The sequence below is a fragment of the Dyadobacter fanqingshengii genome, assembly GCF_023822005.2.
Classification (GTDB): Bacteria; Bacteroidota; Bacteroidia; order Cytophagales; family Spirosomataceae; genus Dyadobacter; species Dyadobacter fanqingshengii.
In genome coordinates, this window is the sequence record NZ_CP098806.1 from 1600253 (window position 1) to 1622221 (window position 21969).

Annotated in this window: 21 protein-coding genes; 13 read left to right on the forward strand and 8 right to left on the reverse strand. The window is 44.5% G+C overall.

The features are described from left to right. The first annotated feature begins 64 nt into the window (after positions 1 to 64). A complete protein-coding gene (locus NFI81_RS06385; protein ID WP_234613367.1) occupies positions 65 to 391 on the forward strand; it encodes a PadR family transcriptional regulator in 327 nt (108 codons plus the stop codon). Further along, positions 388 to 3027 (forward strand): ABC transporter permease, encoded by a 2640-nt coding sequence (locus NFI81_RS06390; protein WP_234613365.1) that lies wholly within the window; start codon positions 388 to 390, stop codon positions 3025 to 3027. The genes NFI81_RS06385 and NFI81_RS06390 overlap by 4 nt, the downstream gene beginning before the upstream one ends. 252 nt (positions 3028 to 3279) lie before the next feature. Here NFI81_RS06390 and NFI81_RS06395 read toward each other — a convergent pair whose 3' ends face one another. Beyond that, positions 3280 to 3726 (reverse strand): hypothetical protein, encoded by a 447-nt coding sequence (locus NFI81_RS06395; protein WP_234613364.1) that lies wholly within the window; start codon positions 3724 to 3726, stop codon positions 3280 to 3282. A gap of 367 nt (positions 3727 to 4093) precedes the next feature. Between NFI81_RS06395 and NFI81_RS06400 the strand changes: the two genes are divergently transcribed. Together NFI81_RS06400 and NFI81_RS06405 are read left to right on the forward strand one after the other, a co-directional pair. Next, the gene (locus NFI81_RS06400; RefSeq protein WP_234613362.1) at positions 4094 to 5650 is read left to right on the forward strand and encodes a carbon-nitrogen hydrolase family protein; all 1557 of its coding nucleotides are present in this window, start codon (positions 4094 to 4096) and stop codon (positions 5648 to 5650) included. Positions 5651 to 5703: 53 nt separating this feature from the next. Beyond that, positions 5704 to 6111 (forward strand): response regulator, encoded by a 408-nt coding sequence (locus tag NFI81_RS06405; RefSeq protein WP_234613361.1) that lies wholly within the window; start codon positions 5704 to 5706, stop codon positions 6109 to 6111. A 50-nt stretch (positions 6112 to 6161) separates the two neighbouring features. On the opposite strand, the gene NFI81_RS06410 is transcribed toward NFI81_RS06405, so the two are convergent. Both NFI81_RS06410 and NFI81_RS06415 read right to left on the reverse strand, forming a co-directional pair. Continuing rightward, positions 6162 to 7181: a chemotaxis protein CheB gene (locus tag NFI81_RS06410; protein WP_234613360.1), complete on the reverse strand. Its 1020-nt coding sequence runs from the start codon at positions 7179 to 7181 to the stop codon at positions 6162 to 6164. Position 7182: 1 nt separating this feature from the next. Then, entirely contained in the window at positions 7183 to 10359 is a 3177-nt protein-coding gene (locus NFI81_RS06415; protein ID WP_234613359.1) for a chemotaxis protein CheB, read from the reverse strand. 278 nt (positions 10360 to 10637) lie between these two features. Here NFI81_RS06415 and NFI81_RS06420 point away from each other — a divergent pair, with 278 nt between their 5' ends. Both NFI81_RS06420 and NFI81_RS26385 read left to right on the forward strand, forming a co-directional pair. Next, positions 10638 to 11060, forward strand: coding sequence for a response regulator (locus tag NFI81_RS06420; protein ID WP_234613358.1), 423 nt, complete (start codon positions 10638 to 10640; stop codon positions 11058 to 11060). A gap of 13 nt (positions 11061 to 11073) precedes the next feature. Continuing rightward, the gene (locus NFI81_RS26385) at positions 11074 to 11199 is read left to right on the forward strand and encodes a hypothetical protein (RefSeq protein ID WP_255717413.1); all 126 of its coding nucleotides are present in this window, start codon (positions 11074 to 11076) and stop codon (positions 11197 to 11199) included. 95 nt (positions 11200 to 11294) lie between these two features. Here the strand turns inward: NFI81_RS26385 and NFI81_RS06425 are convergent, their stop codons facing one another. From NFI81_RS06425 to NFI81_RS06435, 3 genes are all read right to left on the reverse strand, one after another. Then, positions 11295 to 11594 carry a hypothetical protein gene (locus NFI81_RS06425; protein WP_234613357.1) on the reverse strand — a complete coding sequence of 100 codons (300 nt, stop codon included), beginning with the start codon at positions 11592 to 11594 and terminating at the stop codon, positions 11295 to 11297. Positions 11595 to 11691: 97 nt separating this feature from the next. Then, positions 11692 to 12084 carry a beta/alpha barrel domain-containing protein gene (locus tag NFI81_RS06430; RefSeq protein ID WP_234613356.1) on the reverse strand — a complete coding sequence of 131 codons (393 nt, stop codon included), beginning with the start codon at positions 12082 to 12084 and terminating at the stop codon, positions 11692 to 11694. Continuing rightward, entirely contained in the window at positions 12068 to 12223 is a 156-nt protein-coding gene (locus NFI81_RS06435) for an oxidoreductase (protein WP_234613355.1), read from the reverse strand. Before NFI81_RS06435 ends, NFI81_RS06430 begins: the two co-directional genes overlap by 17 nt. A gap of 307 nt (positions 12224 to 12530) precedes the next feature. On the opposite strand from NFI81_RS06435, the gene NFI81_RS06440 reads away from it, so the two are divergent. The 5 genes from NFI81_RS06440 to NFI81_RS06460 all read left to right on the forward strand — a co-directional run bounded on the left by NFI81_RS06440 (position 12531) and on the right by NFI81_RS06460 (position 18709). Continuing rightward, a complete protein-coding gene (locus tag NFI81_RS06440) occupies positions 12531 to 13475 on the forward strand; it encodes a hypothetical protein (protein WP_234613354.1) in 945 nt (314 codons plus the stop codon). 50 nt (positions 13476 to 13525) lie between these two features. Beyond that, positions 13526 to 14110, forward strand: coding sequence for an RNA polymerase sigma factor (locus NFI81_RS06445; RefSeq protein ID WP_234613352.1), 585 nt, complete (start codon positions 13526 to 13528; stop codon positions 14108 to 14110). Continuing rightward, a complete protein-coding gene (locus NFI81_RS06450) occupies positions 14097 to 15365 on the forward strand; it encodes a hypothetical protein (protein WP_234613351.1) in 1269 nt (422 codons plus the stop codon). The genes NFI81_RS06445 and NFI81_RS06450 overlap by 14 nt, the downstream gene beginning before the upstream one ends. 112 nt (positions 15366 to 15477) lie before the next feature. Beyond that, complete coding sequence (locus NFI81_RS06455; RefSeq protein WP_234613350.1) at positions 15478 to 16542, forward strand: hypothetical protein; 1065 nt, start codon at positions 15478 to 15480, stop codon at positions 16540 to 16542. 34 nt (positions 16543 to 16576) lie between these two features. Further along, positions 16577 to 18709 (forward strand): T9SS type A sorting domain-containing protein, encoded by a 2133-nt coding sequence (locus NFI81_RS06460; protein ID WP_234613349.1) that lies wholly within the window; start codon positions 16577 to 16579, stop codon positions 18707 to 18709. A 40-nt stretch (positions 18710 to 18749) separates the two neighbouring features. On the opposite strand, the gene NFI81_RS06465 is transcribed toward NFI81_RS06460, so the two are convergent. Then, positions 18750 to 20108 carry a TlpA family protein disulfide reductase gene (locus NFI81_RS06465; protein ID WP_234613348.1) on the reverse strand — a complete coding sequence of 453 codons (1359 nt, stop codon included), beginning with the start codon at positions 20106 to 20108 and terminating at the stop codon, positions 18750 to 18752. A gap of 85 nt (positions 20109 to 20193) precedes the next feature. Between NFI81_RS06465 and NFI81_RS06470 the strand changes: the two genes are divergently transcribed. Then, positions 20194 to 20415 carry a DUF1080 domain-containing protein gene (locus tag NFI81_RS06470; protein ID WP_234613347.1) on the forward strand — a complete coding sequence of 74 codons (222 nt, stop codon included), beginning with the start codon at positions 20194 to 20196 and terminating at the stop codon, positions 20413 to 20415. Positions 20416 to 20494: 79 nt separating this feature from the next. Continuing rightward, complete coding sequence (locus tag NFI81_RS06475; protein ID WP_234613345.1) at positions 20495 to 20920, forward strand: response regulator; 426 nt, start codon at positions 20495 to 20497, stop codon at positions 20918 to 20920. Between the two features lie 795 nt (positions 20921 to 21715). Here the strand turns inward: NFI81_RS06475 and NFI81_RS06480 are convergent. Further along, positions 21716 to 21898, reverse strand: coding sequence for a hypothetical protein (locus NFI81_RS06480; protein WP_234613344.1), 183 nt, complete (start codon positions 21896 to 21898; stop codon positions 21716 to 21718). Between the last annotated feature and the right edge of the window lie 71 nt (positions 21899 to 21969).

The window sequence follows — 21969 nt, forward strand, 5'->3', positions numbered from 1 at the left end:
TTTTAGGCACCTGCTTGCTTGTGGTAAGGTATTTGTCAGACATTTACATAACTAATGCACGAAGATGAAAGGGACCTATCTCGGTGAGTTTGAAGAAGTGGTTTTGCTGGCCGTCGCTATCCGGACAGGCGATGCTTACGGTGCTGCCGTGGTGAACGAAATCGAGCAGCAACTCGCACGCGCCGTTAACCTCGGCGCAGTGCATACCGCATTGCATCGGCTTGAAGAAAAAGGACTCGTCAAATCGGAAATGGGTGGTGTGACTGCTGATCGGGGCGGGCGAAGCAAACGGCTTTACGTAGTCACTGCATTGGGTCGACATGCATTGGAGGAAATCAGACAACTCCGCAACCGGATGTGGGACAACATCCCAAAAATAGCCTGGTCATGAACCACAAACCACACAATGCGATGCCTCCGAGGTGGGCGACGCTGCTGTTACAATGGTTTTGTCCGGCGCACATGGCCAATGAATTGGAAGGTGATCTGCATGAGTTATTCCAGCAGCGCATCCAGTCAGCAGGCCTGCGTAGTGCCAAGTGGCGTTATGTTGAGGACGTGTTTAGTCTGTTGAGGCCTTCATTGATGAAAGGTGAACCAAATAAATATCCTAACCCCAGCCCTACTGATATGCTTCAAAACTACCTGAAAATCGCCTTTCGTAACCTAAATAAAAACCGAATTTATTCGGCTATCAACATTGTTGGTTTGTCCATCGGAATGACCACGGCCATACTCATTGGTCTTTGGATGTGGGACGAGCTTTCTTACAACAAGTATCATCAGCATTACGACCGCATTGCGCGGGTCATGCAGCATCAAACCTATAACGGAACAATCAGTACAACCCCTGCCACTCCCCTGCCCATGCGGGCTGCTTTGGAAAACGAACATGCCAGTGAATTCACCCATATTGCATCTTCGTCATGGACCGAGGACCGGATTTTGGCATTTGGTGAAAAGAAAATTTCCAGGAAGGGCAATTGTGTCGAGCCTGATTTCCCGTTAATGATGTCACTGAGGATCGTGAAAGGCACTGCAACCGGTCTTGACAATCCTACCTCTGCCCTGCTTTCAGAATCCGTTGCCAGGGCACTGTTTGGCAATGAAGATCCCATTAACAAAACCATCAAAGTAGACAACAAGAACTACTTCAAGGTTACAGGCATATACGAAGACCTCCCATATAGTACGGAGTTTCGGGATGTTAAATTTTTGCTGCCATGGAGCTTCTTTTTGAAAACAGAACCCTGGGTAAAACGCTCAGAAACGAACTGGGGGAACAATTCCTTTTTGTTACTGGTCCAAATCGCCCCGCAGACAAGCTTTGATCGCATTAGCGATAAGATAGAAAACATCAAAGCGCGGCATGCCAAAGAGGAGGCCAGATTTAATCCCAAAGCATTTCTTCACCCTATGAGCCGGTGGCATCTCTATTCGGAGTGGGAAAACGGAGTTGCTGTCCGCGGACGAATTCAGTTTGTTTGGTTGTTTGGCATTATCGGGGCATTCGTGCTCCTGCTGGCTTGTATCAATTTTATGAATTTATCTACGGCGCGGTCACAAAAACGGGCCAAAGAAGTCGGCATTCGCAAGGCAGTTGGCTCACTGCGCAGCCAGCTGATCGCGCAGTTTTTTAGTGAATCTATCATGGTCTCCGTGTTTGCATTTGTATTTGGCCTGCTCCTCGTACAGTTGATACTCCCCTGGTTTAACCAGATCGCTGACAAGCAAATGAGTTTCCCGTGGGATAATGCGGAAAGCTGGCTTATTGGTTTGGCTTTTACGCTTGCAACCGGCTTGCTTGCTGGTAGTTATCCGGCTATCTATTTATCCGGATTCCGGCCGGTAAAGGTGCTCAAAGCGACCGATTCCTCACTGCGACTGGGAGCAAGCCGGTACGCCGCCGTGCCACGCCAGACATTGGTAATTATCCAGTTTACCGTCTCCATTACCCTGGTCATCGGCACACTGGTTGTGCTTCGACAAATCCAGCATGCGAAAGATAGGCCTGTGGGTTTTGACCGTGCAGGGTTATTGACGGTTGCAATGAATACGCCCGACCTGCATGCACATCCACAGGCGCTTCGTCAGGATTTGCTTCAAACGGGTGCTGCACTAAATATGGCCACATCTTCAAGTCCGACTTCCGAAGTATGGAGTAGCGATGCCAGTTTCAGCTGGCCCGGAAAAGACCCCAATCAATTGGGAGACCTTGGGACTGTGGGCGTTACGAACGAGTATGGCAAGACGGTCAATTGGCAAGTGAAGCAAGGGCGCGATTTCTCGGGAAAGTTTTCCGCCGATCGCCTTGCAATGGTGATTAACGAAAGCGCGGCTAATTTTATGGGACTTAAAGAAGCCGTCGGGACCCATGTGCAATGGAATAGTGAGCAGTACACGATCATTGGGATCATTAATGATGTAGTCACCGGATCACCATTTATGCCCATTCAGCCAACGGTGTTTATGCTCAAAGAAGACTGGGCATCTTTTATCCATATCCGGCTTAACCCAAATATGAACCCAAGAGAGGCACTTTCAAAGCTTGAACCCGTTTTTAACAAATACAATCCTGGAAGTCCTTTTGAATACAAGTTTGCCAGTGACGAGTATAACCGTAAGTTCCAGGCAGAAGAACGGATCGGAACGCTTTCTACCACATTTGCCTCCCTGGCTATTTTTATCAGCTGTCTGGGTCTTTTCGGCTTGGCAACGTTTTTTGCGGAACAGCGTCAGAAGGAAATTGGAATCCGCAAAGTTCTGGGCGCTTCCATAGCACAACTTTGGCAAATGCTCGCGAAGGATTTTCTATTCCTGGTTTTAATTTCCTGCCTGGTAGCCACGCCTATCGCCTACTACTTAATGCATGATTGGCTGCAAACTTATACTTACCGGACTGCACTTTCCTGGTGGATTTTCGCGTCGGCGATATCGGGGGCCCTGGTTATCACTCTCATTACTGTAAGTTTTCAGGCGATAAAGGCTGCACTTTTAAATCCTGTGAAAACCTTGAAGAATGAATAGGAAATAAAAAAGTATTGAACCTTACTGATATTCTGGGGGGAAGCGGTTGCCGATAGTGGAAAAAAAGCCGCTGTAAACGAGATCTTTAGAGTAAGTCATTTTCGGCTCGCCCGAAGGTTACCCAATGCCAGACCTGGAAGAAGAGCCACAGCTTAATTCGCCAGGTGAGGACGGGATTGATCCTGAGATGTTTGCCGACCTCATTTCTTTGTAAGGGCCTTGCCCTTGCAAGGTCTTTTTGAAAAGATTTGCTCATTCGTAAATTACCAGAGCATGCGGTGGGATTGTCAAGCGGATCGACTTTCCGTTTCTTACTTCAACATTTAGCTCAGCCGGGCTAAGATCAGAAGCATACAGGCAGCGCATTCTGGAATTCACTTCATGCAAGTCATCGTCAATGGTGGCAAAAATTACTGCGTGATCCCCGGCTAAATTTATTGCACATAACACTTCTCTCCCATCAAGAACGCGCGACCACGCAATCACTTTGTGCTCGGGCAGTTCAGCGTCGGTTGGAAGGATATAATCGATCCCATTTTGAGAAGTTGCTCTTGGATAAAAATCGCCTTCAAGTAAGATAGGACGTGTCTGCACAAGAACGTTTAGACGCTCTAATTGCGCAGGCCCAAGCTTCTCAAAACAACATTTACGAATGTCAAAAATGTCCTGAGGTGAATGAGTACCAAGTAAGTTATCCATGATGAATAAGATGCTGAGAAAAGTTAAAACCCTTTGGATTTTCCATATAGGCACACGGCAAAGCTTAAAAAAATCATGCTTTGAATCCCCAAAAGTCGTTTCAAACCTCTTCCTTGGCAACTTTATCATCCGTAATGTTGTTGCACGAGTAGGGTTTCTTACTCCTTACCAAATTTCCAGGCTACCTTTGTTACTTCTCTTAAACGATCGCAATTTTCATCACACCCCATTGCGAAGGCCTCAAGCAACCTGCAATCACTGTTTGCCCTGACATTGCGATCAAAAAAAAATCATTTTATATTAACCCAATACAATAAACCAATCCCCGGCAAGAACCCTCTTGAAGGCAGAAAACCGGATAAGTACCATGGAAACAAATAAAGACAATAAAACAATTGAGAATATAGAGCTGGTTTTTTTGAAACCGGAAGATTATCAGGAGATCAAAGAAATGATGATTGAGACTTATTCCAGTATGCCGGATGCTTATTGGAAAGAACATCATATTAAGACGCTGACCACCATTTTTCACGAAGGGCAAGTGGGCATAAGAGTTGATAATGAGCTGGCCGGATGTGCCTTATCCATTATTGTTGACTACGAAAAGGTTGACTCCAAGCATACTTATAAGGCGATAACGGGAAATTATAGTTTTAATACGCACACAGACAAAGGGGATATTTTGTACGGAATTGATGTATTCATTCGTCCCAAGTTTCGCGGCCTTCGGTTAGGCAGGCGTTTGTATGATTACAGGAAGGAGCTTTGTGAGAAATTAAATCTGAAAGGGATTGTGTTCGGCGGCCGGATCCCGAATTTTCACCAATATTCCCATTCGATGTCCCCCAAGGAGTACATTGAAAAGGTGCGTAACAAGGACATTCATGACCCCGTTTTAAATTTTCAATTGTCGAACGATTTTCACCCTGCCAGGATATTGCAAGGATATTTGGAAGGGGATAAAGACTCTAACGAATATGCTGTACTGCTAGAGTGGGACAATGTTTATTACGAAAAAATTTCAGATCAGGCCGCCTTTAAAAAGTCGATCATCAGGCTAGGCCTGATACAATGGCAAATGAGATTGTACACTGATTTCGACGAGCTAATGCAGCAAGTTGAATATTTCGTAGACGCGGTATCAGGTTACAGGTGTGATTTTGCGCTGTTTCCTGAGTTTTTCAATGCTCCGTTAATGTCGGATTATAACCATCTGGCAGAACCGGACGCGATCAGAAAGCTGGCAGAATTTACAGAAAAAATTGTTACCCGCTTTTCTGAGCTTGCCATCTCTTACAACATTAATATTATTACAGGAAGTATGCCCGAGGTCGTTGATAACAGTCTCTACAACGTGGGCTATTTATGCAAAAGGGACGGTGGGATTGAACGCTTTGAGAAGTTGCACGTAACCCCGGATGAAGCTAAGGTATGGGGCATGCAGGGAGGTAACACCTTGAAGACCTTCAATACAGACTGCGGAAAAATAGGTATACTGATTTGCTATGATGTTGAGTTTCCTGAATTAAGCCGCATCCTGGCCGATGAAGGAATGAATATATTATTTGTACCCTTTCTGACAGACACGCAAAATGGCTATTCAAGGGTAAGGAACTGTGCTCAGGCGAGGGCGATTGAAAATGAATGCTATGTGGCCATTGCCGGCAGCGTCGGCAACTTGCCGAAAGTTCACAATATGGATATTCAGTATGCCCAGTCTATGGTATTCACACCATGCGATTTTTCGTTTCCCACTAACGGAATAAAAGCCGAAGCAACACCAAATACGGAAATGATCTTGATTGCCGACGTGGACATTGATATGCTGCGGGAATTGAATCAGTTTGGAAGTGTTCGGAATTTGAAAGATAGAAGAAACGATATTTATTCAATCACGCGTAACAACCGGACTCAGGATAACTAATAACGGTTCCGGCCGCTATAAACATAGCAGACAATAATGTCCTACCTTTGTATATGTTTAAAAACACAACTATCTATTTAGCAGACGACGATGCTGATGATCGCCTGTTGTTGACAGACGCCCTCAAAAGCATCGCCCCGGATTTAGAAATTGTTGAAACAGAAAGCGGTCTGGATCTTCTGGCCATTTTGCATGCGCAAATTCCGCCTGCTAACAGCCTGATTATTTTAGACATGAACATGCCTAAAATGAATGGCCTGGAAACCCTGGCAAATTTACGTGACATACCCACTCTGGCCTCAATACCTGCTGTGATGCTCTCGACCTCCGGCAATGCGAACATGATACAATTTGCTAAACAACTAGGCGCAATGCATTATTTTATAAAGCCGTCTACTATGGGTGGTTTGCTGGAATTATCGCATAAAATAATCTTTGGAGAAGCCCCGGTTGCTGTATAAGTGACCTGTGATACAAGACTTCCATTACACATCTTCATAATACTGTAATGTCAATACGGCATTACAGTATCATGGTTTTGCAAATCAAAAAGGATCATTTTAAGTGTGTCAATGTGCCGTTGCATTTCATCTTTTCTTTCCAGATGATCCGTTGCCAAGGACGTGTACCCTTTTTGAGCGTAATCGACTTCAAGTTTGCGCAGAAGGTGCTTACGTTCCTCCATCATCCGAAGGGCCACCCATAAAGTAGTGCTGGCTGTTTCGGCTTGTTTGACCACCAAATCCTGTTCTGTATAAGCATGGCCTATATGACACCGGTAGCGGTTAATGATGTCCCCCTTTACCGCCCACAAGTTGCCACCACAGTCCGGGCAGGCGAAAACGCTCTTATCCGCAATTTGTTCGACAGCATCAATACCTACGGCCGTTTTTTCTGCTATTTGGGATTCTAAAATAACCTCTTGCGGCGCCTGCACCCGAACCTCTGAATCCTGTTCAAAGCTGGTCAGCTCGACTAAGAGCCCTCCTATTGACCCAAGCTCACTGACGTAGTCCACATCCATGTTATTGATGACCGACAGCGGCATGTCCGGATATTCGGCCTGATTAGGATCCTGCACAATACACGCCCCGCCACTTCTTTTAATCGCCCACATGCCCGATGTCCCATCGTCAAGCATACCGCTTAATATAATTCCAATGGCATGCGATGTATATGCAACAGCAGCGGAGCGAAACAGTACGTCGATGGATGGCCGGAACCGGTTTTCCTGGGGGCCGGCCCCTAACAGAATCTTTCCGTCTTTTACCAATAAATGTTGGTTTGGAGGTGCAACATAAATATTAGCTGCCTCAATGGTAGCACCGCTTACAGCCATACTGCATTGCATAGACGTTACCTTATTTAAGCGGTGCACCACAAAGTCGCCAATGCCCTTTCGGGACAAGTGGAGGACGATACAATATGCGACGTCTAATCCGGCAGGCAATGTCTGGACTAATTCGGCCAGCGCGTTGAGTCCACCCGCAGACGCGCCAATAACTACAATAAACTTGGGTTGAGCGGCCATATTAGCTATTTAAATAAATGGTAAACTTACTGCCAACGCCCAGTTCACTTTCAACTGCGATCCTGCCACCGGCAGCATGAACTATTTTCCTGGCCAGGTACAAGCCAATGCCGTAGCCGTCACCATCTGAATGCAGCCTGGTGTATTTATCAAAAATCGTATCCAGATAACGCTTATCCATGCCCTTCCCGTTATCTTCAACACAAAGCACGGTTTGGTTGCTCTCTTGCGTAATACGGACCTGAATAACCGGCGTCCGCTCGGAGCGGTACTTAATGCCGTTTGCGATCAGATTATATAGGATGCTCCGCAGGTTCTTTTTGGAGAATTCCACCTTGTTTACTTGCACGTCCCTTTTGATCACAGCCCCGCTTAATTTAATTCGCTCAGTCAGACTCCAGTCAATGTTGTCCAGCAACTCATCGATATCAACCAGTTCTGTTTGCTGTGCATTGTTTTCAATTTTGGCTACCTGAGCAATCTCGCTGATCAGCGAACGGAATTTTTTAACCGAACCGTTGATGATTGGTAAGACTTCCTGGATTTGCGGATCATTGCTATCGATGGTACTAATCAGCGAAAGGCTTCCTTCAATGCTGGTCAACGGATCCAGTAAATCGTGGGACGCGGTATGGACGAAATTGTCCAGATCCGCATTAATCCGCATCAGGGCTTCATTTTTTTTATCGAGCTGCTGCTGGATTGTTTTGAGCTCGGTGATATCGTTGAATGTTATAATGGCCCCTGAAGTCTTATTACTGACTTGCTTGATATAAGGCATGGTCATCACCTGAAACCACCTGCCGTCCTTTGTTTCAATTTCTTTGGTGATTACCGCATCGCCGGATAGTACCGCACTGATATCTTCAATAATAGTTTCGACAATAAAATTTGTCGAAATATTGCTCAAAGGCCTTCCAACATCTGTTTCCAGCAGGTTAATCAGTTTTGACGCGCCTGGTGAGAATTTGATCAGGCGCATTTGGTCATCTAAAAACAGCTGCCCGTTGACGTTGCTCCGGAAATAATTATTGAGATCGTCGTTGAGATCAGCAAGCTCCTTGTTTTTCAACTGATAATCAGCATTGATTGTATGCAGCTCTTCATTGATGGATTGCATTTCTTCACTGGTACTCTGCATCTCCTCATTCGCTGAAAGCAGCTCCTCATTAAAGGATTGCATATTTTCTTCCTGGGAATATAATCTTTCATTTGAAGCCAGACGCTCTTCTTTCAGCTCCCTGACTTCTTGTTCCAGGCTTTGCGTATACTGGTTGAAATAAATTTCCTCATTAAAAACAAGCCTGTTGTTCACTGTTGCCTCAACGGGCGTTTCCTCGTTAATCCGTACGACTAAAAAACCATTGCTTCGCCCTTTGTAGATCATCGGGCTCACAGACAGCGTTACGCTGATGATCTGCTCGCCCTCTGGTATAATGATTCCCGTAACCGAAGCCCCTTTATTCGTTTGTACAACATTGTTGATAATGGCATTGTAGGCAATTGCCAATGGGCCCGGAAGCAACTCGGTAAAGTCGGTCGGCATGATCTTCTGAAGCAGGAACCTGGTCGTATCCCCATACAGTTTCAATATTCGCTCGTTTTGGTCAATGCAAATCACCAGCTGGCCCAGGTCTTTCATTACTGTCTCGTTGACGGCATCGCCAACTGTCCGGTCCGCGACCTTGTAGGCCTGCTCTTTTTGCTGCGGCGTGTCCGTCAGCTTTTTATAGGAGACCTCCGGCATTGAATAAGAATCAAACCGCACCGGGTGGTGGGAACCCTGGTTTTTATAGACCTTAAACTTTTTACTGATCACTTTCAGGCTTTCCAAAATCGGGAGCGGGTTTTCGCTTGAACCCAGAAAAAGATAGCCATGAGACCTAAGGCCAAAGAGCAGCATCAGGTAAATTTTCTTTTGCAGCGCTGGCGTCATGTATATCAAAACATTGCGGCAGCTAATAAAATGCATGTTACAATACGGCGGGTTCTTGACCAGGTCATGCTGTGCAAAAATGACCATTTTCCGAAGTGTTGCCTTCACCCTGTAATCATCCCCTTCGACTTGAAAAAACCGGGTAAGACGCTGCTCTGATACATTGGCCAGGGTAGCGGCCTTATACAAACCTTTTCCAGCCTGCGCGAGTGCTGCACTATCAATATCTGTTGCAAAAATCTTAACTACATGCTCATTGATATTATCCCCCAACCCCTCACTGACCAGCATAGCCATTGAATAGGCCTCTTCACCGGTGGCACAACCGGTCACCCACATCCTTATTTCCTGCTGGGGTGCCAGCTGAGCGATGATGGCAGGTATAATCTGGCTTTCCAGGAAATCAAACGACTCCGAATCGCGGAAAAATCCGGTTACACTAATAAGAAAGTCCTTCGCTAAAACTTCCAGTTCATCCGGATTGGTTTTTAGAAATTTAACGTAGCTGTCCAGCTCGCTGAAGTTGTTGGCGGCGACCCTCCTTTTTATCCTTCTTAAAATCGTGGATTGTTTGTAGTCAGTAAAATCAAGAGGCAATTCTTTACTAATGAGCTCGATAATTTCGCCAACATGCTCTTCATCATGAATGCCAGATGCAAGCAAATCCAGCTCACGCTTGACAAAGTCCTCAATCACGGCAGGCATTGCTTCGGGTTCTAATATAAAATCCACCATCCCTGTTGATATCACATTTGCCGGCATACTGTGAAATTCTGTTCCGTCGGGTTCTCTTGCAATCACCAGCCCGCCTGCTTTTTTTATGGCCTTAGCACCATCCGTGCCATCTGATCCCAGGCCGGAAAGTACAATGCCTATTGCCTTTGGACCATATTCTGCTGCCAGTGAGGTAAAAAATGTGTTAATAGTTAAATGGGTGCTGCGGTCATCTTTCTTATTGGTCAAATACAGACTATGGCCCCGGACAGTCATTACTTTGTCATTGGGAATAGTGTAAACCTGATTCCCGTGAATAGCCATCCCATCCTCGGCCTGTTGCACCACCAGCTTGCTATGCCGGGAAAGCAGGGCTACAAGATGGCTTTGGAAATCGGCTGATAAATGCTGGACAATAATATAAGAAACCCCATCTGTTGGGGTATGGTCGAAAAAAGTAGTGAGATCGTCAAGGCCACCTGCCGAAGCGCCTATTGCAATGATATGGTGCGGTTCTGCTGTAAACATAACGTTTGGGTAAGGTGAACATTTCGTAACTAGCATTTCTGACTAGTACTCAAATATAGATTAAAAGCGAGGGAAAGCAGGATCTGTAAAACCGGCTGCTTGTAAATTATGGTGAAGTACGATATATTTAGATTAAAAGCATGCCAATGTTTCAATTAGTGATTGCAAAGTCTCTGATAATGATTTTGGTATATACAAAACAGGTGTTTTACCAAGTTGGAATCACCTAAATGCTGGCATCATTTTAATGGGACGGCACCGATCATACCTACACTGATATGGATAAAAACGGCATAATTATCATTATAGAGGACGACGCTGATGACCAGTTTGTATTGGAAGAAGTTTTTACTGAGCTCGGATACCCTAATCAGAGGATGTATTTTTCTGATGGACTGAAGGCACTGGATTATCTTTATTCAACTACCGACAAACCTTTTATCATTATTTCAGATATTAATTTACCCCAGTTGAACGGGCTTGAACTTAGAAGGAAGGTCCAGACTGACGCCGCGCTCAGCCTTAAATGTATACCCTATGTGTACTTTACCACCGCAATCAACCAGCAGGCCGTCATTGATGCGTACAGCACATCTGCACAAGGTTTTTTTGTCAAGCCCAGCGATTTCAATGAAATTAAAGAAACCATTGAGATCATGATAAACTATTGGAAGAAATGTGCCGCTCCCAATAATTTCTAAATGCATATGAGTGATGTCAGAACCTGTTTATGCCCGCCGGGACCTGCGGCCACAGGGGCTGGATCTGGAAGAAGCTTCGTTTTTCAATGATCAGAAGCTGACCATAGACAGCTGCCAGCGAACCCCGCATTTTGTCTGAGACCTCCCTATTTGTAAAGTATCCGGGCCCCTCCTGCTCGCAGGTTTGCTCTGGTTCTTGAATCTGATTATCCATTGGTGGTTTAGGTTTTAAATTTACAACAGAACTGATGAAGTTGTGATTTGCTTGAATTCGGTAATGACCTGCTCAAATTGCTGGTCAGATATGCCGCTAGCCTGCATGGCCCGGTCCTTCATGTTTTTTCGACCATCTGTCTCAAATCCATACCTGGGCAAGCCAAGCGCCAATGGGCTGAAAAAAAGATCCTGCTTTCCCTGCTTTACCCAGATCTCGACAAATGGCTCGCTGGTGGTCTGGCCGAGCGGATAATACGCTCTAACAACCATTTTAACCTGCTTGCCCGTTGTCATTGTGAAAATTTTCTCATAGACCATATTCATAGGTGTGTGGTGGCAATGGTAAAGTTACACAGAAGCTTTCAGGCAAACCACCCCTTAACAATATGATAAAATTAAGCACTTGAATACTACTTCAAACTTGATCCGAACCTTCGAGAAACGGATAGTCCGTGTATCCATGTTCGCCTCCACCGTACATGGTAGCCTCGTCAGGTTGGTTCAACTCAGCATCCAATTCAAACCTCTTTGGCAGATCCGGGTTGGCCAGAAACAATGATCCATAAGAAATTATTCTGGCTATACCCTTTTCCAATTCCGCTTCCCCGCTTTCTTTATTGAAACCAGCATTAGCGATAACCAGGTGTTTACTTATTCGGCCAAATGTTTCTATCACATTTTTTGGATAATGTGGGAAGTCGTCCAAAGGGAACATACCATTCATCAAATGGATATAGGCCAGTGGCAATTCATTCAAAGCTTCGATCAAATGCGAGAATTGAGTAACAGGATCACTGAAGTCCTGCACTTGACCGCTGGGTATAATATAAGGTCGTCAGATCTGACACGACACCTTCGATGTTAGCCCGGCTGCGGGTCATGGGCGCCATCGCAATTGCGTTTTTTAATGTTTCTTTTCCCAGTCTTACTTTTTCCAGTAGTTTCATTATCTCTTCAATTATTTAGTGATATGTAAATTTTACTATTATTGGATTGCCTTTATTGCTTTAAAATATAAAGTGATAATTAGTGTACCATTGCTGCTGCGGAACAGCAACATTGATTTGTCTTCCAAACAATGTGATAAAATCAAAACCAGGGGCTGTGGAAAATTCAAAAGTCATGGTTGGATGAATCTGGTCAAGTAGGTCTAAGTTAATATTAACTATTTAAATCAGCCGGTAGAAGCAGCGTTTTATACGCTGTTACCAGTCATAACAGAGAAGGTATTCAAACGGGTTTAGCATTATTTCAATGTATAAAAATTTCTACTGGCTCTTGCTGTTTGCTGCGCTACTATATGGCTGTAACAATGTTGTGGATGTTCAAGAGCCTGATACCGAAGTGGTGGTGCCGGAATCTGCCATTGCGGCAATAAAATCAAGTTATCCGGATGCAGGACAATTTGTTTTCAAAACACTTATCAAAGAAAAGCTCTGGAAAGCAAAGTTTTTCAGCCAGGCCAATTCATTTGAAACACATGTGAGCCCGGCAGCCATTTCGGGTGCAGTGTTTAGGAATTCGGCTGATGGAAGTTTGTATAAAGGCCTGACTGACAAGCTTCAAATCTCAGGAGGCACACTCTCCAATGTACAGTTGATTGAAATGGCTACTGACAGTGCGGCGCGAATGCAATACATTGTGAATGGCCGACCTCACCTGCTAAATTATTATGAATTCAACGATTGGCACATTGTGAAACTCGCTGCCCCTTATCCGGTGGAATCGTATACCGTAGGACTTTCGGATGTGCCTGAGAAAATTGTCTCGTTCTGCCAACAGGCCAACATTGATCTGGATAGCAGTCAAATTACTATTAATGAAGACCAGGCCAGTAAAAAGACTTACATAATCCATCCCCAGGCAGCCCTATTTCCTATTTTCTTTGATGAGGCCGGAAATTTAAAATGGATTGCCCAGAATTCGGATGGAACGTCGCTGGTAAATGGGCCTAATGATAAGATAGGAAGTGCGGGGCTTTTTGAAAAAATAAAGGCAGATTATACGGACTACAATGTTTACAACACCTTGGCTTTTGAGGCTAAATATGAAGATCTGAGTAGTATAAGATATGTTTTTCAAAGAAAAAGCGGGGCGGAAGGCACCCGTGATTTCATTAGTGAAACCCAGGAAATTTTCGTGAATGCAAACTCCGGGGAAGTGATATTCGAACAATATTCATCCTATGTATTCAAATAGCTGGATATTATTCAAAAGGCCAAGCAGCGCCAATTTGTCAAAACTACTGAATGGCCTTTTTTAGATCGAAAACAAAGATGGATCTGACCGAGCTTGTGAGGGCCTGCCAGCGGCAGGATTCACGGGCTCAGGTAATTTTCTATGATCGTTATAAAAGCAGGTTGCTGGGGATCTGTGTTCGATATGCCAAAACAGTAGCCGAAGCCGAGGATATATTTCAGGAAGGGATCATGAAGATCTTTTCAAAAATTGATGAAATATCAAAACCAGAATCCGTCGATAGCTGGGTAAAAACCATTATGATCCGCCACGCTATCGATTACTACCACCAGGTTACGAAGAAAGAGATATTAAGCAGCTCCTACGAAAATACGGATATAGACTGGCCGGTGGACGACCACGGCTCCGTATTGCAGCGCATGGATGTGCAGGTGTTGTTAGAAACGATCAATGCGCTTCCGGACGGTTACCGCATTGTGGTCAACCTGTATTTTGTCGACGGTTATAAGCATTCCGAAATCGCCCAAATGCTGGGGATCATGGAGGCGACATCCCGTTCACAACTAACACGTGGACGCAACTTACTTTTCAAATTATTAGAACAAAAAGGTATCAAGCAACATGAAATCCTCTGATGATGAATTAAATGATGCTATAAAAAATGCGTTGAAAGGCTCAATCGGCAATTTTGAGCGTAAACCGAAGGCATCTCTGGACGATCGCATTTATAGAGAATTGGGCCAAAAGCCTAATCGTAAGCCACTGTGGGCAGCACTAAGCCTTGTCGCTCTTCTTGGCCTAACGGTTTGGTGGTATGTGAATGATAACAAAAACCATCTTGCGATTAATAAAACAAAGCCTGAAACCGGGAATATTGAACAGAAAGCGCTGCCTTATCAAGAAAAGGAAAATATGGGTGTTAGAGAAACTACTGTCAAAACTGCTGCAAAAACCACACTTGACCCAAGTCTTGAGACCCCCCATACATTGTCAGAAAATCGGATAATCGTTACACGAAAAGCAGAAATAGCATTTGAAAATCAGTCAGTATCGAGCCAATCCAAATCATCTGTTTCAGAACCAAATACAGGACCCGAAGGCCGCCACAACGACGTCGCCGAGGATAAGGCTGTTACCGGCAAGTCCGACAACATCGATAATGTCTTTAAGGTTAACGAACTTGATTTTCTTAACGCTCTGAATTACCCAACGTTGCCATTGCCATTGATAACAGTGCCAATGTATGCAAGCGAGAAAGCCAGTGCTGCGCAGGATGTTGCGGATAAAAAGCCCGTCAATTCCTGGAAACCTGCAATGCTCGTTAACGTTTCTGCTACAAATACATCTCAAAGTGTGTACCTGCTTCCGAGCGCGCACTCCCGCATATTAAAGGTATCCTTTCCGAATTCCATCGCCAATGTTGGTTATAAAATTGGCTTTGGTATGCAAGCGAATGGTTATCAGTTGCTGATTAATTACAGCCATCTGCAATATCAAACGGAATATGTATACGCATTGGACGAGTTCTCGGCAGAGCCTGCAAACGCATCTTACCGTTTCAAAAGATTAGGCGCTGCCCGCACCGTTAAAAGCGCATTTGACATTATTGGCGTGGCCGCGAAAAAGAATATTGACTTTGAAACCAAGGCATTAGGTGCGCTTTACGCTCAACTGGGTATGGATTATTCGCGTTCTGTGATGGGGCCGGATCAACAGCTTCTTTCGGCAAGTGTATCAGCTGGGAAAAGGATCTTCACCGGTCCAAAGGCGACCATCGTCATCGGGCCTTTCTTCGAATACAACATCTTACGTATATTAACATCAGAAGAAAATGTAAAAATCCGCCCAAACCAGGTGGGGATTTCATTGGGATTGAAATTTACCAATTAACCTGATCAATCAAGAGATGCCGTCATGAAAGTTTTCCAACATTTTCGGAAGATAAAGCAGCGGTTACATATAAAGATCCCGTCTGTATAAAAAACCTCAACTCTTCTTCGGAATGCACGCTAAGGATCAAACTGTGCCATTGTTATCAGGCTCCAAAACACTCGTTGTAGCGATATTTTTCCTGCTCGTTGTACTGATTAGTCGGTGTAGCCGCGAAAAGGCTGCACCAGATATGAACGTTCCCAGCAACGCAAGGGACATTGTTCACCAGAAATATCCGTCTGCCGAAATATCCAAAATGATGGTTTTGGAGCATGGCAAAGTATATCAATTGAGTTTCCGCTTTCATGGCACAAACTATCAATCGGTTGTTAACAATTCCGGCATTCTAACCACAACAAGACAGACAGACGAACAAATTCCGGAATCCCTCCTGGCACAACTGGACACTTTGGCAATAAGGGGTGGCCGGATCAGCAATCACAGGATTGTGGAATCATATTATGCGGACAATGCGGTTGAGGAAGATGTTTTCGATTACGAGTTGAACGGGCATAAGTATGTGCTGACCTTTGATGCATACCGAGTGGCGCTTCGGCCTTATCAGCAAGCTTCCTACCGGACAAAATCCATAGAAGACCTGCCCGAAAAAATCCAGCAATACATCAATTCCCGGCACCGGCCCAATCCGGATTTCGTAAACAGCCTGATCAATTTGAACGACCAAAGCAAGCAATACATTATCAAGAATAATGAGTTGACATTTATGGAGTGCAGGGTAAATATTCTTCCGGATGGGTCAAAGAATCATGAGATTACAGTCAATTATCTCGGCGCCACGGCATTGTCTGGAATGTTGTTTGATGGCGATGGTGACCTGATTTTTGTGCCTCAGTTCAACCGCATCAAGCAATTCAAACAAAATTTTGATACGCTATTGTGGGTTTCAAATCTGACAACGAGCGAAATCAATTATTTCAGGGACCTCTTTGCCGGTCAGTCGCAACTTTTCGGCTTTAACCTGGATGGCCAGCAAAATTTTGACAACAGTTTCAGGAGTGAATTTGAGAACTTCAAATCCTACCAATTTGACCTCTATAATTATAAGCGCGAGCGCTGGTCGCTGCATTACAATGCTCAGAAGGCACTAGTCAATTTCTCTTATTCCTCGCAGTAACAACTCCCTATCCGGACATTCAAAGTAAGACCAAATGCACAGATTTTTTCTTTCTGTCCTGGCGAAGGCAACCGTGCTCGTTTGCTTCGTTTCGCCAGAGCTATTTTCTCAAATTAAAATCACTTCGCCAGTTTATCAGGCTGTTTATCAAAGAGATATCCAGGGGCAAAGGGAAATTTCTGTCTCGGGAACATTCTCGGTCCCTCTGGATAAGATTGAAGTAAGGGCAATCCCGGTGGCGGAAGGCCAGGGCAGAGAAATGCCATGGCGGGATTTGCAGGTCAAACCGCAGGGCGGCACTTTTCTGGGAACTGTCCCGCTCCTGGGAGGCTGGTACTCGCTGGAAGTTAGGGGCGTAGTCGATGGCAGCATTGTGGGCAGTGACGTTCTCACCCGGGTGGGGGTTGGCGAGGTTTTTATCATCGCAGGACAATCGAACGCCCAGGGTCTCAAAAGTAAATCAGGGGCGCCCGGAGCCAGCGACGACCGTGTGCTTTACATAGATAACTATGAAAATGACGAATTAGGCCAATATCCTGACCTGCTTACGGATCCTGTGCCGCCATCTTTTTCGAAAATTACCAGCAACCTGAAAACCATGTCACCCAGAGGACAAACTCCCTGGTGCTGGGGCATTCTGGGTGATCAGCTGGTTGACAAACTGAAAGTGCCAGTTGTATTTATAAATGTTGCATGGGAAGGAACGGCCATCAAAAACTGGGCTGAAAGTGCAGCTGGCGTGAAGACAACGAGTTTATATGGACATGTGTATGCAAAAGAAATGCCCTATGCGAACCTGCGGGTGGCTGCCCGTAACTATGCCAATCAATACGGGGTTAGGGCAGTGCTCTGGATGCAGGGCGAAACGGATGCTGTCTTCAAAACGTCCTCTGCCAGTTACAGCCGTGATCTCCAGTTCCTTATGAACCGCCTGGGCGCCGACACAGGAAAACGAATAACCTGGGTGATAGCCAGGACATCGCGCGCCTCATCGCGACAAGGCATTCCTTCGTCTGTTAATGCCGATATTATCACCGCGCAAAATGCTGTTTTAAATACAGATTTTAATCCAACATTTCCCGGCCCGGAAACTGATCCGCTTGTCCCGAACCGGATTGACGGGACCCATTTCGAGGGGAGTGAGGATTTAACAATTCTTGCAAATGCTTGGAATGCCAGTCTGGACGCCTATTTCTTTTCAACCGTCACACCTGCCAATCCGGTACAGCTCCCGCCAGTCAGTGCCAGCTGCGTTGTGGAAAATAATGCGGTCACCGTTTCGCTGCCAGTGGGATTTCAGTCCTATGAATGGAGCAATGGAGAAGGTGGTAACACCATTCAAATCTCTACGGCGGGAATTTACCGCGCTACACTGAGGGACGCATACGGAAATTCCGTCCTTTCACCCATTGTCGTGCTGGAAGGTAACCCTAAGCCTGCTCAGCCCAATATTTTGCAGGAAGGGCAACAACAAGCCTGCGCCGATTCTTCATTCCAATTTGCCGTTGCAAATGCTACTGACCGCTACGCCTGGTATCGCGAAGGCACCACGACACCATTCGCCACGGGAGCAGTTGCGCGCGTCGCGGAAAGCGGAGATTATTTTGTAAAAGGACAAAATGTATTTGGATGCGTTTCAGAAAGTTCAGCCGCTGCTTCGCTTGTCATCCGCCCACAAATATCCCTGCCCGTTATAGAGCCTTCCGGGCCATTCTCTCTTAAAGCCCGCATTGATGATACGATAGGGAATGCGCAGTTTTTGTGGAGCAGGCCTGGCTCAGAGAGCGATACGGCTGCCCAAACGGTCAAGTTACTGACACCCGGGCTTTATTCAGCCAGGGCAAAATTGACTTATAACATTGGTAACAATTCACTAACCTGTTACTCGGGCGACGCATCCCATGCAGTGACGACCATCGAACAAAATGACGTGATTGTATATCCCAATCCTGCGGAAGGTGGCTTTGTTTACATCGAGTCACGGGATAACATTCCCAATGCGGAGATCACCTTATTCGACATGCACGGCAGGGCCATAAAATCAATTTCGCCCAAGTCGCTTGAAAATCGGATTCAATTGGACGTAGGTTACCTTCCTGCCGGAAAATATATTCTCCGGTTAACAACCAACAGCCGCGTCTTGACCAAGTATATAATATTCATGTGACACCGATCGACAGATTCAATTAAATACATGCTAGCATGCCTTATTTTTTTAAAAATCCGAGTTTGCTAAGTTTAGCTTGCAATTTGGCTCCACGGAGATTTTTTTCCAGAATAGTACCATCAGGCGCAATAAGGAAGGTAGATGGATATCCATCTATGTTGTAGATTTCTATTAACTTGTTTATACTATCGGAATAAATCTGTGGCCAGTCGATCGGATTTTTCTTTAAAAATTTTGTTAGCTTTTCTTTGGTGTCTTCACCCACAACGCCAACGAATTCAATGTTGTCTTTATTCACTTTTCGGTATAAACTCATTAACTCCGGAAGTTCCTTCACGCATGGCTGACACCACGTAGCCCAAAAATCAATGAGCAAATATTTTCCTCTGTAATCTTCTAATGAAACAGTGCTACCATCTGAAAAATCCCTACCGGTAAAAGGCTTGAGTTTATACCCTACCTGTGTGGAGTAAACGTTTTTTACTTGTTCTCCTTTCAATCGTAAAACGCCATCGTACTCATCATATCCTAAATTTTGAAAACTTTTTTTGCTGCCGTCGATCTCAAAATCAAGAAATTCGCCTATTCTGATCCCTTTATTATAGATAAAACCTCTTTCATTCCTCAGGCTATCCATTAGGGCAACCTCTGAGGTGGCATAGCCGGAAGGATCTGAAAATCCTATGTTTATTGCTATTGTTTTTTCTTCATTTCCGATCCTGATGACTGCACTTGCATACCGCGGAAATGCATAAGCAATTTGGTATCTTTTTGGCTGATGCGGCAAGTATTTGATAACCATGGGGATGTGAGAGGTAACTACCCGGCCTCCTTGTATTTTGTCATACTCAATTTCATAACTGTTTTTATAATACCGAAGTGTGTCACTGGGGCTAGCTATTTCCGGATAGAAAGGTTCTTCATCACTAAAATCAAGATTATTATTTCTATCGATCATTACACTGAGTTTTCCTGATTGGTCTGTGCCGTGAATCAGATAAACGTAGCACCGGATAGGACGCTTTGATAACCGTTTTTCATCAGGCTTCCATTTCCAGTCCTTTTGCAGAGACCTATAAAAATCAGGGTCAATATTTCCCTCATAAAAATTCTGATAAACAAATTGATGTAAGTTGGTATGCACCATACACTTGGTGACATTTTTCCAAAGCTTAGGTATCCCACATACTGGTTTATACGTTTTGACCCAAACTTGCCCGCCTGGCTCATCCAACGTATACTCAGCACCAGCAGAAGAATGGCTCGACGGAAAAGCGCCAAAGCCTTCAATGTAAGTAACTGGAAGAACGATTAATTGCTCGTCCTTTTCATCAGATTCTCTTGTGCATGACAGCATACAAACACACAGAGTCGATATCAATATGATAAAGTTCTTCATCCAGCAACCGTTTATTTAATGAAACCTTTTTACTTCACCTGCACGCAACTACTTTTAGATAAACAAATTAGCAATTATCTCTACTATGAAGCCCTACTTTGCCTACCTGATTATATTAATTTCTGCTTTTACTACCTCTACGCTCCATGGTCAGCAGGCATCTGAATGGATTAGCCTGTTTGATGGTAAAACGACGGACTCGTTGAGAGGATATAAAATGTCCGGTTTTCCCAACGAAGCCTGGACTGTTGAAGACGGCGCCCCGGTTGCGCAGAGAGGAGTGATCGAAGGGTTAAAGGTAATATAGGCAACAGAATAGGAATCGGGATCAGTACGATTGACCTAATTTTTGATAGAATACGTTTGAAATCAATTTACAATTATTTATGAATAAAAACGGGGAAATAATTATTATAGAAGATGATACAGATGATCAATTCTTAATGGAACAGGCGTTCGAAACCCTCGAATACACTAATAAACGTGTCTATTTCGCAGACGGCCTAGATGCGCTGGAATATCTACACAGCTCCGACACCCTTCCGTTTTTGATCTTGTCAGATATCAACCTCCCCAAACTAAACGGGTTTGAGCTACGAAAGAAACTTAGCAACGATGCCGAATTGAATTTGAAGTGCATTCCTTACCTTTATTTAACCACCGCAGGAAATCAGGAAGCGGTAATAGACGCATATAGCTCATCAGCGCAGGGCTTTTTTGTGAAGGCAACGAAGTTTAGTGAGCTTCAAGAAATGTTACAAACGATAATAGGTTACTGGAAGAAGTGCTCGGCTCCGAACGATTTCGATTAATCATTCTACTGCACTCAATTCGGGTTACTCCACGCTTTCTCTCTCAATTGGCTTGCTGGTGACTTAATAGTCTAAGATCCTGATTCACAAACCCTTTCGTAACTTTTATTAAATTGATTTTGTTGAGTATATATAGGTCCTACGGATTTATTATTTTTTTCAACTAAACACTGGTACGATTGCTATGGGTCACTTTACAATTACAATATCTGCAAAAGACAATGGAACGCCGCAAGTCAAATCATTTGATTTCTACACTAATTGTCATATAAAAGAAGAATCTTTTGTAGAAGATTTCAAAGTATTTAACCCTACTTTGACCGATGTCAGCGTCTTATCATATGTAGAAGCTATATCCGCACTAACAGCCGAACCCTCATTCATTAATGCTTGATCAGGGGGATGGATCTCACAATGTATTCCATTTTCCTATGAGCGTGCATATCTGAAAACTTTGCAGCCAAAAGCCTTCAACGTTGACATTATCTAATAATCATCTGTTCTATTTAGGGTGAGTCCTATGAGGTATCCCCGGTTGCATTGCTAAAACAGGATTATATTGTTCTGTACTCAAACCAAATTTAAAAAGGTCTGTTGACTGTCCTTGCAATCCTGTTTAAATAGTGCGCCTAAAACTCATTCCTACCCCTGCCTGCCCGCCGTCTGGAAAGCTAAATACGTTCCAGGACGTCCGCTGTGCACTCGCTTTCTTTTGTTTCAACAGGTTCCAGCTGCTGAGAAGTACAGTAGTGGTTCCTATTCCAATATTAAAAAGGGACAATCTGCCTTGGCTTGTTACGGTCGGTTCACTCCTGTATTTGTTGTAATCCGTTTCTTTGCTATATCCAAATGCCCCCATAGCAATTTGACTTGTACCAGCCAGCAGCCCAGTACGGGAGCCGTTTTTACACGCAGCTCATTATCCGTACTTTCATCTGGCTCAAAACCGAATTTTTCAACAAAACTAACATTTTTCATGGTTTGGACTTGTTATGAGTTCACGGATAGTTTTTGCTTTATTTCACCTGTAATTTTGTCCAGTAAGGTTC

What these genes read in the sequence shown, in the direction of transcription:
- NFI81_RS06385 (WP_234613367.1), top strand. Translation starts at nt 65, where the DNA reads ATGAAAGGGACCTATCTCGGTGAGTTTGAAGAAGTGGTTTTGCTGGCC.
- NFI81_RS06390 (WP_234613365.1), top strand. Translation starts at nt 388, where the DNA reads ATGAACCACAAACCACACAATGCGATGCCTCCGAGGTGGGCGACGCTG.
- NFI81_RS06395 (WP_234613364.1), bottom strand. Translation starts at nt 3,726, where the DNA reads ATGGATAACTTACTTGGTACTCATTCACCTCAGGACATTTTTGACATT.
- NFI81_RS06400 (WP_234613362.1), top strand. Translation starts at nt 4,094, where the DNA reads ATGGAAACAAATAAAGACAATAAAACAATTGAGAATATAGAGCTGGTT.
- NFI81_RS06405 (WP_234613361.1), top strand. Translation starts at nt 5,704, where the DNA reads ATGTTTAAAAACACAACTATCTATTTAGCAGACGACGATGCTGATGAT.
- NFI81_RS06410 (WP_234613360.1), bottom strand. Translation starts at nt 7,181, where the DNA reads ATGGCCGCTCAACCCAAGTTTATTGTAGTTATTGGCGCGTCTGCGGGT.
- NFI81_RS06415 (WP_234613359.1), bottom strand. Translation starts at nt 10,359, where the DNA reads ATGTTTACAGCAGAACCGCACCATATCATTGCAATAGGCGCTTCGGCA.
- NFI81_RS06420 (WP_234613358.1), top strand. Translation starts at nt 10,638, where the DNA reads ATGGATAAAAACGGCATAATTATCATTATAGAGGACGACGCTGATGAC.
- NFI81_RS26385 (WP_255717413.1), top strand. Translation starts at nt 11,074, where the DNA reads ATGTCAGAACCTGTTTATGCCCGCCGGGACCTGCGGCCACAGGGGCTG.
- NFI81_RS06425 (WP_234613357.1), bottom strand. Translation starts at nt 11,594, where the DNA reads ATGGTCTATGAGAAAATTTTCACAATGACAACGGGCAAGCAGGTTAAA.
- NFI81_RS06435 (WP_234613355.1), bottom strand. Translation starts at nt 12,223, where the DNA reads ATGAAACTACTGGAAAAAGTAAGACTGGGAAAAGAAACATTAAAAAAC.
- NFI81_RS06440 (WP_234613354.1), top strand. Translation starts at nt 12,531, where the DNA reads ATGTATAAAAATTTCTACTGGCTCTTGCTGTTTGCTGCGCTACTATAT.
- NFI81_RS06445 (WP_234613352.1), top strand. Translation starts at nt 13,526, where the DNA reads ATGGCCTTTTTTAGATCGAAAACAAAGATGGATCTGACCGAGCTTGTG.
- NFI81_RS06450 (WP_234613351.1), top strand. Translation starts at nt 14,097, where the DNA reads ATGAAATCCTCTGATGATGAATTAAATGATGCTATAAAAAATGCGTTG.
- NFI81_RS06455 (WP_234613350.1), top strand. Translation starts at nt 15,478, where the DNA reads ATGCACGCTAAGGATCAAACTGTGCCATTGTTATCAGGCTCCAAAACA.
- NFI81_RS06460 (WP_234613349.1), top strand. Translation starts at nt 16,577, where the DNA reads ATGCACAGATTTTTTCTTTCTGTCCTGGCGAAGGCAACCGTGCTCGTT.
- NFI81_RS06465 (WP_234613348.1), bottom strand. Translation starts at nt 20,108, where the DNA reads ATGAAGAACTTTATCATATTGATATCGACTCTGTGTGTTTGTATGCTG.
- NFI81_RS06470 (WP_234613347.1), top strand. Translation starts at nt 20,194, where the DNA reads ATGAAGCCCTACTTTGCCTACCTGATTATATTAATTTCTGCTTTTACT.
- NFI81_RS06475 (WP_234613345.1), top strand. Translation starts at nt 20,495, where the DNA reads ATGAATAAAAACGGGGAAATAATTATTATAGAAGATGATACAGATGAT.
- NFI81_RS06480 (WP_234613344.1), bottom strand. Translation starts at nt 21,898, where the DNA reads ATGAAAAATGTTAGTTTTGTTGAAAAATTCGGTTTTGAGCCAGATGAA.